This is a genomic window from Telluria sp. AC161, from assembly GCF_979258535.1.
Genome location: NZ_OZ409861.1, coordinates 3601884 through 3616767 on the forward strand (window position 1 = coordinate 3601884; position 14884 = coordinate 3616767).

Below are 14884 nucleotides of genomic sequence, written 5' to 3' on the forward strand. Positions count from 1 at the left end.
TTTCAGCATTTGAGCTCCCTAGCAACATGCTGTATACAGCACTTGCTCGACCATCATCAAGTGCGTACTACGCCGGAGCCGAACTGCGGGACGAAAAAAACCCCGCTGGCCGAAGCCAGCGGGGTTCTTTACTACAACTTGGAAGGCGTATTAAGCGCCGACGAAGTTGCTGTCGTTCAGGCTAGCAACCGACAGGCCAACAACTTTGACCAGGCCGTCGCCGGCGCCGAGTGCAGCGGTAGCATCGTTAGCGAAGATGTAAGCATCGCTGCCGAAGTTGAACACTGCGTACGAGTTGATAGCGGTGTACGAAGCAACCAGCGCCAGAGCAGCTGCGAAGTCGGTAGCTGCCGAGATGTTTGCCAGTTCGGTGTTGACCAGAACTTCACGTGCGCCCAGAGCCGAAACGTCCAGGACGTCCGAAGCTGCGACGAAATCGGTAACCGTGACCATGTCAGCAGCGATAGCAGCAGCGCTGGTACCCGACATGTTGGTCAGGCCAGTGATGTTCAGCGTGTCGCTACCAGCACCCATGGTGATGGTGACGGCAGTAGCTGCGTCGTCGCTGTTGATGCCGGCGTTCAGGTTCAGGACGTCGTTGCCAGCGCCCAGGTTGATCGTCAGCGCATCGCCTTGCAGGCCGGTGGTGTTCAGGGTGACGTTGTCGTTGCCCGAACCGAAGGTTGCAGTGGTCAGCTCGCCAGGGGTGCCCAGATCCACGGTCAGGTTGCCGGTCGAACCAGCAGCGTTGAACGAGGTCAGATCAACGAAACCGTTCATGGTGACGGTGGTGTTCGAGGTCAGCGACACGTTCAGGACGTCGACGTCAGTCGCGGTAGCGGTCAGTGCCAGCGTGTTCGACGCAGGAGCTGGGGTGGTACCGGTGGTTGCTGGGATCGTGATCACCGAACCCGACACGGTGACCGTGCTCAGGTTGTTGGCGGTGGTTTCCAGGAACTCAACTGCCGAACCCGACTTCACGCCGTCCAGAGCGACTGCAGCAGCGGTGGTGCCGGCTGCAACGGTCACAGCGACGTCAGCGACGACGTTGGTTGCATTGGCGCCGGTGCTACGGAAGCCAGCGGTCACGCCGGTGCCGACGGTCACGTCCTGGAAGTCAGCCGTACCGTTGGTGTTGTCGATCTGCCACAGTTGCTGCACGCCGCCGAACATGTTCGAGTTCAGTGCCAGTGCGCCGGTGGTGCCGACGTGGGTCAGGTTGACGATTTCAACGTTCGACACGGTTGCGCCGGCTGGCATGGTTGCGCCTGCAGTTGCCAGCAGGTTCAGGGTGTCTTGACCGCCCAGGCCGTTGATGGTGTCACCAACGTTCAGGGTGCCGTCAGCGCCGTTGGTGCCGGAGACAACTGCGGTGAAGACATCGCTACCTGCGGTGCCGTTGACTTGCTCACCGATGGTCGAGGTCAGGCTGAAGCTCTGGCCGGTCGAAGCCGAACCGGTCGAGATCACGGTAGCGATCGACGCGTTCAGGGTTGCTGGGACGATTGCGTTGGTCAGGGTCGAAGCAACGTCGGTCACGCCAGCCAGGAAGGTCTTGGCAGCCAGGTTAGCAGCGGTGCCGCTGTAGCCCAGGATTTCAGCCGAGGTGTCCAGAGCGTCGGTGAAAGCGACCGATGCCTTGACTTTGTTCGAGTACGCGGTTGCGTCGGTGCCTTGAGCCGAGGTCGAGATAGCAACGACAGCTTCAGCGATGGTCACGCGACCGTTGATCAGGCCCTGGCCCCAGTAGTCCAGACCTGCTGGCTCAGCAGCACGGCCGAACAGGTTCATGTAGATCGTGTTGACGATCTGGTACTGGCTCTGGCCAGCGAAGGTGTCTTTGTATTCTTGCGAGTTGGCGAAAGCAACTGCAACGGCCGAGGTATTGCCGCCGTTAGCGGTGACGATGCCTTCCCAGTATGCCAGGCCAGCTTTGTCCGCTGGACGGCTGAAGTATGCGACGTACAGCTTTTGTACTGCTTCGGTATAAACACCCATTTGTAGCTCCTAAGTTCAGTCAATATTCAAATTTTGCAAGCCGCGAATCGACTTCTGCAATCCAACGGACCGAATGATGACAGAGGGACTCGCTTAGTTCGTGTGACGATCATCACAAAAAACAGCATTTTTTGTCCCAAGACTGTAATTCAATGCAATCTGTTGGGCCGTTATTATCGGAGAACATGTTCAACAACGCAAGAATGATCCAATTGCTTCCAATTACTTGCCTACCCGTCAATGAATACTGAAACTTAATCATTATTCGCGATCGGAGACAATTAGAGAGAATTGGCGACATGTGCTCATCAAGCGCAGCCCGCACTGTGTATCTCGAGAATAAAAAAAGCCCCGGATTAACCGGGGCGCATATTAAAACAATGCTTGAATACTATTTATTCCAGAATGTAACGCCGCTAATATCGCGCTCTTCGATGCGGCGCCTGAATACATAAGCGGCACTGCCATTATCTGCGTCGCTGAGCATGCCGCTGACCGACATATTATTGGTCCGGGTACGCGAGAACTGGCCACTGTTGGCGAAGCGGCCATCCTTGACCACATCGCCCTCGGCCATCATGTTGATGACCTCCCTGCCATTGACCACGTCGAAGCTGGTATTGAAAGTGGCTTTGCCGAAGTCGACATTGAGCACCCCATTCTGCACCGTTGCCAGCTGCACCGGGATCGCGGCATTGTCGTTGCGGATGGTGGCCTCGCCGCCCTTGAGCGTAAAGCTGGCGTTGCCGCGCTCCGGCTTGACATAGTCGCGGCCCGCCAGGCGATTGACCACATAGTCGCCGCTGATGAACTGATCGGCGCCGGGCTTGGAATCGAGCGTCATGGTGGCAGGATTGCCCGCCAGCGCCGCCCAACGGCCCCATTCGATCTTGCGCTCAAGCACCACCGGCACGTCAGGCACGGACGGCACCACGGGCACCTCCGGCACCGGCACCACCGTTACAGGCGGCACGGTAACCGGCTTGCCCGGCTGCGACACCAGCTTGTCCAGCGTATCGCTCTTGCGTGCATCGAGCAGCGGCATGGCGCCACCCGGCTCGCGCTTGGCCACCGGCTCGTCCACCCGCGGCGGCGCAACCTGGTCCGGCGCGCCGCCGCCCGATTCCATCACTTGTGGCGCAGTCGTGCCCAGCTTGACTTCAATCAGTTGCCCGCGCTGTGCAGCAAACAGTTCACGGCTGGCCGCGCCTTCGCACGGGCCGCCGCCTTCGGGACGGCAGCCGCCGGCAAAACCGCTGACGACCACGCCACCGGTCAGCACGGCCACGCGCGAGGTCTGCTGGTCGGTGTAGACGGTAAAGTCGGTGCCGCGCACGCCAATGGCGGCCACCGGCGTATTGAAGCGGAAATTCTGGCGCGCCTGCTTGACGGCATCGCCCGACTTGCTGCGCGCAACGCCGCTGAGCAGCTCGAGCTTGACCCGGGTGTTGGCGGGCGTGACGCGGTCGACGTGGTAAGCCACGATGCGCGCCCGGGTGTTGGGGCGCAGGATGAACAGGCCGTTATCGATCGTCTTGACATACAGGAAGCCGTCCGCCCCGGTGCTGAGCATGTCACCTTCCTGCACGGCGATCCCTTCAGCCCCCGCCTTGTCGGCGACCTGGGCACTGCCAGTGGTGAAGATGACCTTGCCCGCTTCGGCCGCCTGGGCCTGGCCCGTTACTGCGACCAACGCGCTGATGACCAATAATTGACGCAACATGCTTTCCCCCTTGTAATGGCGTGATTATCCGCACCAGCGTCACTAGTTCTGTGATCGTCATCACATTGTAATCCAATACCGGCGCCTGCTTACTAGATACGGAATATTGTCAGTTGCACTCACAGCAACACTTTTCGCGTTATACTCGTGTTTTCTTCCACTAACATCAACCGCTGGCGGCGTGAGCGACTCCTTCATCAAACCGAGCAGGCGTCAGCCTCCCGCCCAACAGGCAGCGGCATTCGTCCGCGGCGCGATCGCCGTCGCGGCGGTGTTGCTGACGGTCTTCGCCCAGTGGGGTTCGTCCGCCGATCTGTCGTTTTTCGGCGACGAGTGGTTACGCGACCGCTTCGTACGCATCCACGGCACGAGTGCGCCCGAGCCCCGCATCCTGGTCGTCGACATCGACGAAACGAGCATGAGCGCGCTTGGACCCTGGCCGTGGCCGCGCAGCCGCATCGCCGATCTGGTTGACATCCTGCTTACCCGCTATGAAGCGCGGGGCGTGGGCCTGGACATCCTGCTGCCCGAAGCAGGCGATGCGACCGGCGATGCGCGTCTGGCGGCACTGGCCATGCATGCGAACCTGGTGCTGGCACAAGCCTTCGATTTCGATCCTGACAGGCGCCGCCCGCACCCGATCCGCGAGGGCGTACCCGCCGGCGCCCTCGCCGGGTACGGCGGCCAGGCTGTCGAGGCCGACGGCCACATTGCCAACCACGCCGGACTGGCGACGGCGCGCCATGTCGGCAATATCGGCTTCGTGCCCGACCCCGACGGCACCTTGCGCCATGTGCCACTGGTGTTGCGTTTTCAGGGCCGCCACTATCCAGCGCTGGCCCTGGCCCTGACCAGCTGCTGCAGCGCCGGCGCGGCGCCGTCGATGCCTGCCTCGGGCGCCATGCGCATTCCATTCAAACGCGACTGGCAGGCATTTACGGTGGTCAGTGCCGCCGACATCCTCGACGGGTCGATCGACCCGGCCAGCGCACGCGATCGCCTGGTGCTGGTCGGCTCGTCGTCGCTGGGCCTGGGCGACCGCGTCACCACGCCCTACGCGCCGAGCCGTCCGGGGCTGGGCGTGCAAGCCGAAATTCTGTCCGCACTGCTCGACCGCCAGGTCGGCGCCGCGCCCGCTCCGTGGCCGGGCAAGCTGCTGGCGCTCGGTGCCGCCCTGCTGTCGGCCGTGCTGGCCACATTTGCCTTCCCGCGCCTGCCGGCCATGGCCTGCGTACTGCTGCTCGGCATGGTCTCGGCACTGTGGATCGGCGTCGCGTTTTTCATCATGCCGCACGATCCTGCATTCTCGACCACTGCGCCGCTGGCAACCAACCTGTTCCTGCTGGCAGTGGCCGTGCCCTACCAGTGGCAGCAGGCGCAGCGCCGCTCGCGCCACCTGCTCGGTACGCTGCGCCAGTACGTTGCGCCGGAAGTGGTCGCGCAACTGCTGCGCAGCGACCTGGCCGACCCGCTGGCGCCGCGCCGGCTCGATGTCACGACCCTGATCGCCGACATGGAGGGCTACACCTCCCAGGTCGAAAACCTGACGGTGGAGCAATCGGCCCAGCTGACGATCGAATTCCTCGACTGCCTGACCGGCCCCGTCATTGCCACCCACGGCACCCTGGACAAATACACTGGCGACGGCCTGGTGGCATTCTGGGGCGCTCCGCTGCCCATCGACCAGCATGCCGACCTGGCGCTCGATGCCGCATGCGCCATCGTCGCCCGGGTCGGGGCGCTGTCGGCCACGCGCGAAGCGCTCGGGCATCCACCGCTGCGAGTGCGGATCGGCATCGAAAGCGGCCTGGCCATGGCCGGCGACTTCGGCACCTCGTTTCGCAGTATCTATACGGCAGTGGGCGACAGCGTCAACACGGCTTCGCGCCTCGAGCATGCCGCGCGCGAATTTCCGCATGACGTGATCGTCGGCGCCGGCACCGTCGAGCGCTCCCGCCGTCACGCATTTACCGAACTGGGCGAACGCCTCCTGCGCGGCAAGGTCAAGCCCACCATGTTATATACGCCAGCCTCCATCGGGCCCAAGTCGCCGGATGCCGCGCTGGCCAGCATCGAAAGCAGTACATGACCCACCATGCGGCGCGCAGCGTGCGCGCACTCGCCCTTCTGCTGTGCCTGGCAACGTCAGCGCACGCCGCGCATGCTGCGCCGGGCGCCGATGCTACTGCCCCGGACGATAGCGACGCACTGTATTTGAAAGCGCTGGAATCGATCGCCGAGGGCCGGCGCGGTGACGCCTCGCACGAGCTCGACGAGCTGGTCGAACGTCATCCGCAGCACGCCGGCGCCCTGCTCGACCTGGCGCTGACCCACTGTTCCCTGGGCAATGCCGACCAGGCCGAGCGCCTGTTCGCTGCGTTCGAGACGCGTTTTTCGCCATCCCGGCCGATCCTGGAGCTGATCGCCAATGCGCGCGATCAGGGTTGCGCTGCCTGGGACGCGTCGTCGTCGACCGTTGTCACGCTCGGGAGGGGAATCGACCAGAACGTGAACCAGGGCGCGCGCACCACGCGCTACGTGGTCGACGCGCCAGGCGGACAGGTCGAGTACGAGCTGGCGGGCGACTTCCGCCCGCGCCACGACCAGTACGTGCAGCTGAGCGGTGACTACGTGCGAGAAATCACCCCGAACGGCAGCGTCGGCTTTGCGCAGTACCAGTTGCGTCGCAACGACAGCCTGCACCAGTACGACAGCGCCTCGCTGTTCGTCGGGGCCGAGACGCCGTGGCGCTTCGGTCCGTGGCGCGTGCGCGGCACCGGGACCGTGGGCCTGGTCACGCTGGGCAACCAGCTGTACCAGCGCCAGGTCCAGTTGCAGGCGCGCGCGACCCCACCGCTGAAGCTGCCGGCCGGCATCGGCTTCGACATGGTGGGCAGCGTTACCTACAACACCTTCCCGAGCCTGTCGAATTTCGACTCGACCACGCAGGAAGTGCGCGGCCACCTGGCCTGGCGCGGCGTCCACGGCGTTGCCAGCGCTTCGCTCGGCTACCAGAACGACCATGCCCTCGAGCGGCGTCCAGGCGGCGACCGCGACGGCATATTCGTCAACCTGCTGGTGCGGCGCGAACTGCGGCAAGGCTTGATTGCCGAGCTCGGCTATACCCGGCAGGGATGGGACAGCAGCCAGGCATATTCTCCTGGCCTGGTCGACGAAGTGCGCGACCAGACGACGCAGGTGGTGCGTGGCGTACTGCGCTGGGCGGTCGGCAAGCGCCAGACGCTGTTGCTCGAGGGACGGATCGTGCGCAACCGGGAAAATATCTCGATCTTCCAATACAACAACCGCCAGCTCCAGCTCAGCTGGCAATGGCAAGTGCCGTGAGCACCGGCGGCGCCGGCATCGCCGGCTGACGGCAGACCGTATACAATCGCGGCCTGTTGGCACTCTGAAAGCGGTTGATGGTGGTTGTTGCGGATTTGATGTTGTTGTTGCTCGCCGCGAGCATCGTGTGTGTCGGGTGTCTGGTGCCGAACCGCTGGCTCCCGCCGTTACCTAACGACAAATTCCTGCATTTCGCCAGCTTCGCCGTGCTTGGCGTGCTGGCCCTGCGCATGGCGCATGACCATCGCGAAGCGGCACTGTGGCTGCTGGGCCTTTTCACGCTCGGCTGGCTCATCGAATGCCTGCAATCGCTCGTGCCCGACCGGCGTTTTTGCTGGCGCGACGGGGTGGCCAATACCGCAGGCATTGGCTTCGCGGCGCTCTGCGCCCATCTGTATACGGTATTCTTCTGAGTACCTCCTTTCAGAAAGCAGCATGAACACCACCGTTAACTCCGAAACGCCCCAGCCAGCACCCGGCGCCGCCGAAACGCCGGCGCAGCACGAAGAACAGCGCCAGATCCAGATTCATTTGCGCAAGATTCCGTTGCTCGCCGGCCTGACCGACGACGAGATCGTGCGCGTCAAGCAAGAGATCCGCATCCGCCAGTACCGCAAGCGCGACATCGTGTTGCAAAAGGGCGGCCACGGCGACGGCCTGATGTTCCTGCTGTCGGGGCAGCTGCAGGTGATCGACGTGACCGAGGATGGCCGCGCGATCGGCCTGCGCATGCTGGCGCCCGGCGACTTTTTCGGCGAGATCGCCCTGATCAACAATTCCACGCGCTCGGCATCGGTGGTGGCAATGAGCGACGTGCTGGTCGCATTCCTGCCAGCGGCGAGCGCCATGCACCTGTTCTCGCACTCGCCGTCGGTGGCCAACCAGATGCTCCAGCACCTGGCACAGAAGATCCAGCGCGATTCCGAGTTCCGTTCGCTGCTGAGCATTAACAATACTGCCAAGCGTATCTATACCTATCTGGTGCTGATGCAAAAGAACAAGCCGAGCGAGCCCGGGGCCCCGGCTGTGCTCGAGAACCTGCCGACCCACCAGGACATCGCCAACATGATCAACACCAGCCGCGAAACCGTGACCCGGGCACTGACCGCGCTGGCCCAGCAGGGCATCGTGCAGAAGGATTCGCACCGGCTCATCATCGTCAAGCCGGAAGCGCTGCAAAAGCTGGTGCAGGGCTGATCGGCATTCCCTTCATGTAACGACAGGTCGTTACAATTGAACAAATTGTGGGCAGGGTCGTAGAGTATAATTTCGCCCTGATTTGCAATACTGTTCAGTTCTGGGTGTGTCAGTTCCCCACCAGCCCACGACTCGTCATTCCCGCGCATGCGGAAATCCAAGTTCAGAGCCACGAGTCACGATGCCGATCGTGGCTTGACAGCAAACTCAGGTTTCCGCCTTCGCGGGAACGACGATCCTGGGGCTAACCAACTGAACAGCATCGCCTTACCCGATCCAGCCAATGATGATGAAAACACCCTGCCTGCCCCCATTCAAGGCGCCGCCCCGCCCGTTGCACGCCCCATGATTGCGCCCCTGATGCTGCGCGGCCTGTGGACCTATCGCGATTTCGTGCTGGGCAGTGTTAAACGCGAATTCCAGGCCAAATACGCCAATGCCATTCTGGGTGCGCTGTGGTCGGTGCTCAGCCCCCTCGCCATGATCCTGGTCTATACGGTCATCTTTTCCGAGGTCATGCGTACCAAGCTGCCTGGTGCCGAATCCGGCTTCGCCTATTCGATCTACCTGTGCGCCGGCGTGCTGACCTGGGGCCTGTTTGCCGAGATCGTCGCGCGCGGCCAGGGCATGTTCATCGAACAGGCCAACGTCATCAAGAAGATCAGCTTTCCGCGCATCTGCCTGCCGGTGATCGTGGTGCTCAATGCGCTCGTCAACTTCGCCATCATCTTCGGCCTGTTCGTCGTGTTCCTGATCGCCACCGGCAATTTCCCGGGCTGGATGTTCGCCGCCCTGCTGCCGGTGCTGGCGGTGCAGGTGCTGCTGGCGATCGGCCTGGCCATGATCGTCGGCATCCTGAATGTGTTCTTCCGCGACGTCGGCCAGTTCGTGACGATCGCGATGCAGTTCTGGTTCTGGCTGACGCCGATCGTCTACCCGGCCAGCATCCTGCCGCCCGAGGTGCGCGCGATGCTGGCCTGGAACCCGATGGTGCCCGTGATCGAGGCCTACCAGGCGGTGCTGGTGCACGGCGCCGCACCGGCCTGGGGTGCCCTCGGCTGGGTCGCCCTGCTTGCGCTCGTGCTGTGCGCATTCGGCATGCGGCTGTTCCGCAAACGCGCCGGCGAAATGGTGGATGAACTCTGATGGGCACGATTACCGTAGCGAACCTGGGCAAGGCCTATAAAACCTATCCGACGCGCCTGTCGCGCCTGTCGGAATGGATCCTGCCGTTTCGCGGCCCGCGCCATTCGCTCAAATGGGTGCTGCGCGACGTGAGTTTTCAGGTCTCGCCCGGCGAAGCCGTGGGCCTGATCGGCATCAACGGCGCGGGCAAGAGCACGCTCTTGAAACTCATTACCGGCACCACACAGCCGACCCATGGCAACGTGACGATGCAGGGCAGCGTGGCGGCCCTGCTCGAACTGGGCATGGGCTTCCATCCCGATTTCACCGGCCGCCAGAACGCTTACATGGCCGGCCAGCTGCTGGGCATGTCGGTGAGCCAGATCACGGAGCTGATGCCGCAAATCGAAGCGTTTGCCGACATCGGCGACTACATGGACCAGCCGGTGCGGGTGTATTCGAGCGGCATGCAGATGCGTGTCGCATTTTCGGTGGCCACCGCGCGCCGGCCCGACATCCTGATCGTCGACGAGGCGCTGTCGGTGGGCGACGCCTACTTCCAGCACAAGAGTTTCGATCGTATCCGCCAGTTCCGCAAGGAAGGCACGACCCTGCTGCTCGTCTCGCACGACAAGCAGGCGATTCAGTCGGTGTGCGATCGCGCCATCCTGCTCGACGGCGGACGTCTGGCGTGCGAAGGCCGGCCCGAGGAAATCATGGATTACTACAACGCCATGATCGCCGAGCGCGAGAACGATACCGTGCGCCTGAACGAACTGGCCGAGGGCAAGGTGCAGACCGTTTCCGGCACCGGCGAGGCGACGGTGTCCGACATCGTGCTGCTCGACGAGACCGGGGCCCAGGTCGAGGTGGTCGATGTCGGCAGCCCCGTCACGCTCGAGGTACGGGTCAAGGTCAATGCCCCGATCCCGCGCATGGTGCTCGGCTACATGATCAAGGATCGCCTGGGCCAGGCCATGTATGGCACCAATACCCACCTGAAGGCGCTGCCGCTGGACAACGTGGCCGCCGGCGAGGAAGTGGTGTACCGCTTCGCGTTTCCGATGAACCTGGGACCGGGCACCTATTCGGTTGCCACCGCCATCGTCAGCACGGATACGCATCTGGTCAACAACTACGAGTGGCGCGACCTGGCGCTCGTGTTCACGGTGATGAACATGCGCCGGCCCCATTTTGAAGGTTCGGCCTGGCTCGATCCGGCCGTCGACATCCAACGCCTATGACTTTCGTTTCCTATTCCCAGAATTCCGAGGATGTGCTGCTCTGGCGTGCGCTCGGCCACGTCAGGCACGGCTTCTACATCGATGTCGGCGCCAACGACCCGGTCGAGCACTCGGTAACCAAGGCGTTCTATGAACGCGGCTGGCACGGCATCAGCATCGAGCCGCTGCCGGCGTTCCACCAGGCGTTCGAAGAGCAGCGCCCGCATGACGTCAACCTGGCCATCGCAGCCGGCGCCACGGACGGTGAACTGACGCTGTACGACGTGCCGGCGGTACGCGGCTGGGCCTCGCCCCAGGCCTCGGTGGCCGAGATGCACCGCGCCGAGGGCCATGAGGTGGCCGAGATCAAGGTGCCGGTACGTACGCTGGCCTCGATCTGCGAACAGTACGTGCGCGGCGAGATCCACTTCCTGAAAGTTGACGTCGAGGGCTTCGAGGGCGAGGTGCTGCGCGGGATGGACTTCGCGCGCTGGCGTCCCTGGATTCTGGTCATTGAAGCGACGCTGCCCAACAGCCGCGAGACCAACCATGGCAGCTGGGAACACCTGGTCACGGACCAGGGCTACCGCTTCGCCTGGTTCGATGGCCTGAACCGCTACTACGTGGCCGACGAACATGCCGAACTGGGCGCGCACCTGACGATCCAGCCGAATGTGTTCGACGAGTTCATCTCGCACCATCTCGACAAGTCCTGGGTGGCCGAGCGCACCCTCAACGATGCGCTGGCGCACGCTGCACAGCGGGTGCAGGAAATGGCCGCGCACGTCGAGCGCTACCACGCACAGAACAGCCAACTGATCTCGCAGATGGACAATGCGAACCAGCGCGCCGACCAGGCGCATCACCGCGCCGAGCTGGCCCATGACCGCGCCGAGCTGGCCCAGAACCAGGCCGTGGTGCTGGGCAACCGGCTCGATGCACTCCACGCCGATGCCCTGAAACTGACCGCCTGGGGCAAGGACCTCGAAGCGCATGTCCGCGCCATCGAGGCCAGCACCTCGTGGCGCGTCACGCTGCCGCTGCGCCGCGTGGGCACGCTGGTGCACAAGCTGCGCCGTCCCGACCGGGTCAGGCGCATCGTCCAGCGCCTGACCCGCAACGAGTCGCTGCGCCGCCTCCTGATCCCCCTTCTGCTGCGTTTCCCGGCGCTGAACCGGCGGGTCGCCATGAGCCTGGCCACCATCAAGCAGCCCGCGCCGGAGCCGTTGCCACCCGGCGTGGAGCCGGTGCCGGACGACCTGCGCGCCTACCCGGCCTCGGTGCGCAAGGTCCTGGTCGACCTCCAGCGCGCCCGCCATCTCCAATCAGGCAAATAATCCATGCGCATCGTTATTGATCTTCTCGGCTACTCCACGCGTGTCGACGCGGCGGCCCTGCGCCTGTGCGCGCAACTGGCGCGCCAGGTCCCGGCCGGCGCCGACCTGTGGGTGGCCGCGCCCATGAGCGACACGGGCGCTCTGGAAACCCTGCGCCTCGAGCCGGCCCTGGCCGAACGCGTGCGCAGCGTCGACTTGTCCATCAACGGCGTGGCCCGCACGCTCCTGCGGCGCCACGCGCTGCAAGAGCTGATCGGCCTTGCCCCCGGCGCCGTGCTGGCCGTGGGCAAGGCCGGCGCCGATGACGGCGCCTATCCGGTGCTGTCCCAGAATCCGGATGCCCCATGCGACGCCAACGCATTGCTGCGCAGCCTGGTCCAGCTGGCAGCCAGGCCGGCGCCTGCGCACGCGGGCGGTGCCCGTCCCAGACTGGCGTATGTATCGCCGCTGCCGCCGGTGCATTCCGGCATCGCCGACTACAGCGCCGAACTCGTGCCCGAGCTGGCGAAGTATTACGACGTCGAGCTCGTGATCGCGCAGGAGACAGTCTTCGATCCGCGCCTGGATGGTCTGGCGCGGCGCGATCCCGACTGGCTGCGTGCCCATGCCGGCGAATTCGAGCGCGTGCTCTACCACTTCGGCAATTCGCACGCGCACCAGCACATGTTCGAACTGCTGCGCGACGTGCCGGGCACGGTGGTACTGCACGACTTCTTCCTCTCGGGCGTGCTCGACAATCTGGAGCGCGAGGAATACCTGCCCAAGGGTTTCCTGCACGCGCTGTACGACTCGCACGGCTTCAGCGGCTTGCTGTCGCACCGCAAGGAAGGGCGCAACCCGTCGATCTGGAAGTACCCGCTCAACAAGGCGGTGCTCGACCACGCCAATGGTGTGATCGTGCATTCCGACTTTTCGCGCGATCTGGCCCGCGCATGGTACGGCGAGGACGCCGCCGCCGGCTGGCGCACGATACCACTGCTGCGCGGCCGCCCGGACGGCGCCGCCTCGGACGCCGCGCGCGCCGCAGCGCGCAGCGCTGCCCGTGCGCGCCTGGGCCTGCAGCCTGACGAATTCGTCGTCTGCACGTTCGGCATGCTCGGCAGCACCAAGCTCAACGCCGAACTGCTCGACGCATTCCTGGCGTCGCCGCTGGGCGCCGATCCGCACTGCCGTCTGGTCTACGTCGGCGCCAACGATCCGGGGCCGTACGGCGCGGCGCTGGCCGAACGCATCGCGGCCAGCGCCGCGCCCGAACGCATCGGCATCACCGGTTTCGTCGACGCGAGCGCCTATGCAGACTGGCTCGCCGCCTGCGACAGTGCGGTGCAGCTGCGCAGCGCTACCCGCGGCGAGACCTCGGCCTCGGTGCTGGACTGCCTGCTGTACGGCGTGCCCACGATCGTCAATGCGCACGGGGCGAGCGCCCAGCTGCCGGACGACGTGCTGCTCAAGCTGCGCGACGAGTTCGACATCGCCGAACTGGCCGCGGCCCTGGCCGGGCTGCAGGCCGACGCCGCGGCGCATTCGCGCCTGGCGCACAGTGCGCTCAAGCACATGGCGGCGCACCACGCGCCGCAGCATGTCGGCAGCCTGTTCCGCGATGCCATCGAAGACTTCACGCGTGCCGGACGCGACGCCGTCTACCGCCGCCTGATCGCCAGTTCTGCCTCGCTGGTGGTGCCGTCGAAGCTGCCGGCGCTGGCGGCAGCGGTCGCGTTCAACCGTGCGCCGCTTGCGCAGCGCCAGCTGCTGGTGGACGTTTCGGCGCTGACCCAGTCCGACCTCAAGACCGGCATCCAGCGCGTGGTGCGCAGCATCCTGCTGTCGATGATCGCCAACCCGCCGGCGGGCTTTCGCATCGAGCCGGTGCATTCGCGCGGCGGCAACCAGCCGTATATGTACGCGCGCAGCTTCGGCATGAAACTGGTGGGCGAACCGGACCTGCCCCTGGAAGACGCGCCGTGCGACATCCGCGCGGGCGACATCTTCTTCGGCCTGGACCTGTTTACCACCGGCACCACCCAGAACGAAGCGCGCCTGCTCGACATGCGCATGCGCGGCGTAGAGGTGTATTTCGTCGTCTATGACGTGCTGCCAATGCTGCGCCCCGAAGTGTTCCCGTTCGGAACCGAGCAGTATTTTGGCGATTTTCTGCGCAGCGTGCACAAGGTTTCCAATGGCGTGCTGTGCATCTCGCGCGCCGTTGCCGACGAACTGGCTGCCTGGTTCGAGAGCCAGAAAATGACGCGCCGCAGCCCGCTCAAGCTGGCCCACTTCCACCTGGGCGCCGACATCGACGCCAGTGCCCCCAGCTTCGGCCTGCCGCCGGAAGCCGACCAGGTATTGGCGGCACTGGCCCAGCGCCCAAGCTTCATCATGGTCGGCACCGTCGAGCCGCGCAAGGGCCATGCCCAGGCGCTGGCCGCGTTCGATCTGCTGTGGGACGGTGGCGAGGACGTCAACCTGGTCGTCGTTGGCAAGGAAGGCTGGATGGTCGAGAAGGTCTGCGAGCGCATGGCCGCCCATCCCGAAAAAGGCAGGCGGCTGTTCTGGCTGGCCGGCATCTCGGACGAGATGCTGCAGAAGCTGTACGCCGCGTCGTCTGCCTTGCTGGCGCCGTCCGAAGGCGAAGGCTTTGGCCTGCCGCTGATCGAAGCTGCGCAAAAAGGCATACCGATCCTGGCGCGCAACCTGCCCGTGTTTCGTGAAGTGGCGGGCGCGCATGCGTCCTATTTCGAGGGCCTGGCCCCGCACGATCTGGCCGACGCCATCAAGGGCTGGCTCGAACTCCACCGCGACGGCAAGGCGCCGCCATCGACCGGCATGCCATGGCTGACCTGGGATGGCAGTGCGCGGCAAGTGCTCGATGCGCTGGTCGACCAGCACTGGTACAAAACCCTGCCCGGCACTGCGCAGGTCGGCAACATTTCCTGATT

10 protein-coding genes are annotated in these 14884 nt (G+C 64.4%); 8 read left to right on the plus strand and 2 right to left on the minus strand.

The genetic code is table 11. The features are described 5' to 3' along the window. Positions 1-150: 150 nt before the first annotated feature. The gene (locus ACZ0AJ_RS16040) at positions 151-1998 is read right to left on the minus strand and encodes a DUF4214 domain-containing protein (RefSeq protein WP_499455473.1); all 1848 of its coding nucleotides are present in this window, start codon (positions 1996-1998) and stop codon (positions 151-153) included. A gap of 391 nt (positions 1999-2389) precedes the next feature. Then, entirely contained in the window at positions 2390-3721 is a 1332-nt protein-coding gene (locus ACZ0AJ_RS16045) for a FecR family protein (RefSeq protein ID WP_499455474.1), read from the minus strand. Positions 3722-3902: 181 nt separating this feature from the next. On the opposite strand from ACZ0AJ_RS16045, the gene ACZ0AJ_RS16050 reads away from it, so the two are divergent. From ACZ0AJ_RS16050 to ACZ0AJ_RS16085, 8 genes are all read left to right on the plus strand, one after another. Beyond that, complete coding sequence (locus ACZ0AJ_RS16050; protein WP_499455592.1) at positions 3903-5810, plus strand: CHASE2 domain-containing protein; 1908 nt, start codon at positions 3903-3905, stop codon at positions 5808-5810. After that, positions 5807-7066 carry a tetratricopeptide repeat protein gene (locus tag ACZ0AJ_RS16055; protein WP_499455476.1) on the plus strand — a complete coding sequence of 420 codons (1260 nt, stop codon included), beginning with the start codon at positions 5807-5809 and terminating at the stop codon, positions 7064-7066. Before ACZ0AJ_RS16050 ends, ACZ0AJ_RS16055 begins: the two co-directional genes overlap by 4 nt. 77 nt (positions 7067-7143) lie before the next feature. Then, positions 7144-7479, plus strand: a complete 336-nt coding sequence (locus ACZ0AJ_RS16060) for a VanZ family protein (RefSeq protein ID WP_499455595.1) — start codon at positions 7144-7146, stop codon at positions 7477-7479. A gap of 22 nt (positions 7480-7501) precedes the next feature. Then, a complete protein-coding gene (locus ACZ0AJ_RS16065; protein WP_499455478.1) occupies positions 7502-8263 on the plus strand; it encodes a Crp/Fnr family transcriptional regulator in 762 nt (253 codons plus the stop codon). A gap of 345 nt (positions 8264-8608) precedes the next feature. Next, positions 8609-9409, plus strand: a complete 801-nt coding sequence (locus tag ACZ0AJ_RS16070; protein WP_499455479.1) for an ABC transporter permease — start codon at positions 8609-8611, stop codon at positions 9407-9409. Next, positions 9409-10632: an ABC transporter ATP-binding protein gene (locus ACZ0AJ_RS16075; RefSeq protein ID WP_499455481.1), complete on the plus strand. Its 1224-nt coding sequence runs from the start codon at positions 9409-9411 to the stop codon at positions 10630-10632. The genes ACZ0AJ_RS16070 and ACZ0AJ_RS16075 overlap by 1 nt, the downstream gene beginning before the upstream one ends. Then, positions 10629-11948 (plus strand): FkbM family methyltransferase, encoded by a 1320-nt coding sequence (locus ACZ0AJ_RS16080; protein WP_499455482.1) that lies wholly within the window; start codon positions 10629-10631, stop codon positions 11946-11948. The genes ACZ0AJ_RS16075 and ACZ0AJ_RS16080 overlap by 4 nt, the downstream gene beginning before the upstream one ends. Before the next feature lie 3 nt (positions 11949-11951). Then, entirely contained in the window at positions 11952-14882 is a 2931-nt protein-coding gene (locus ACZ0AJ_RS16085) for a glycosyltransferase (protein ID WP_499455483.1), read from the plus strand. The last annotated feature ends 2 nt before the right edge of the window (positions 14883-14884 follow it).

What these genes read in the sequence shown, in the direction of transcription:
- ACZ0AJ_RS16040 (WP_499455473.1), bottom strand. Translation starts at nt 1,998, where the DNA reads ATGGGTGTTTATACCGAAGCAGTACAAAAGCTGTACGTCGCATACTTC.
- ACZ0AJ_RS16045 (WP_499455474.1), bottom strand. Translation starts at nt 3,721, where the DNA reads ATGTTGCGTCAATTATTGGTCATCAGCGCGTTGGTCGCAGTAACGGGC.
- ACZ0AJ_RS16055 (WP_499455476.1), top strand. Translation starts at nt 5,807, where the DNA reads ATGACCCACCATGCGGCGCGCAGCGTGCGCGCACTCGCCCTTCTGCTG.
- ACZ0AJ_RS16060 (WP_499455595.1), top strand. Translation starts at nt 7,144, where the DNA reads ATGGTGGTTGTTGCGGATTTGATGTTGTTGTTGCTCGCCGCGAGCATC.
- ACZ0AJ_RS16065 (WP_499455478.1), top strand. Translation starts at nt 7,502, where the DNA reads ATGAACACCACCGTTAACTCCGAAACGCCCCAGCCAGCACCCGGCGCC.
- ACZ0AJ_RS16070 (WP_499455479.1), top strand. Translation starts at nt 8,609, where the DNA reads ATGATTGCGCCCCTGATGCTGCGCGGCCTGTGGACCTATCGCGATTTC.
- ACZ0AJ_RS16075 (WP_499455481.1), top strand. Translation starts at nt 9,409, where the DNA reads ATGGGCACGATTACCGTAGCGAACCTGGGCAAGGCCTATAAAACCTAT.
- ACZ0AJ_RS16080 (WP_499455482.1), top strand. Translation starts at nt 10,629, where the DNA reads ATGACTTTCGTTTCCTATTCCCAGAATTCCGAGGATGTGCTGCTCTGG.
- ACZ0AJ_RS16085 (WP_499455483.1), top strand. Translation starts at nt 11,952, where the DNA reads ATGCGCATCGTTATTGATCTTCTCGGCTACTCCACGCGTGTCGACGCG.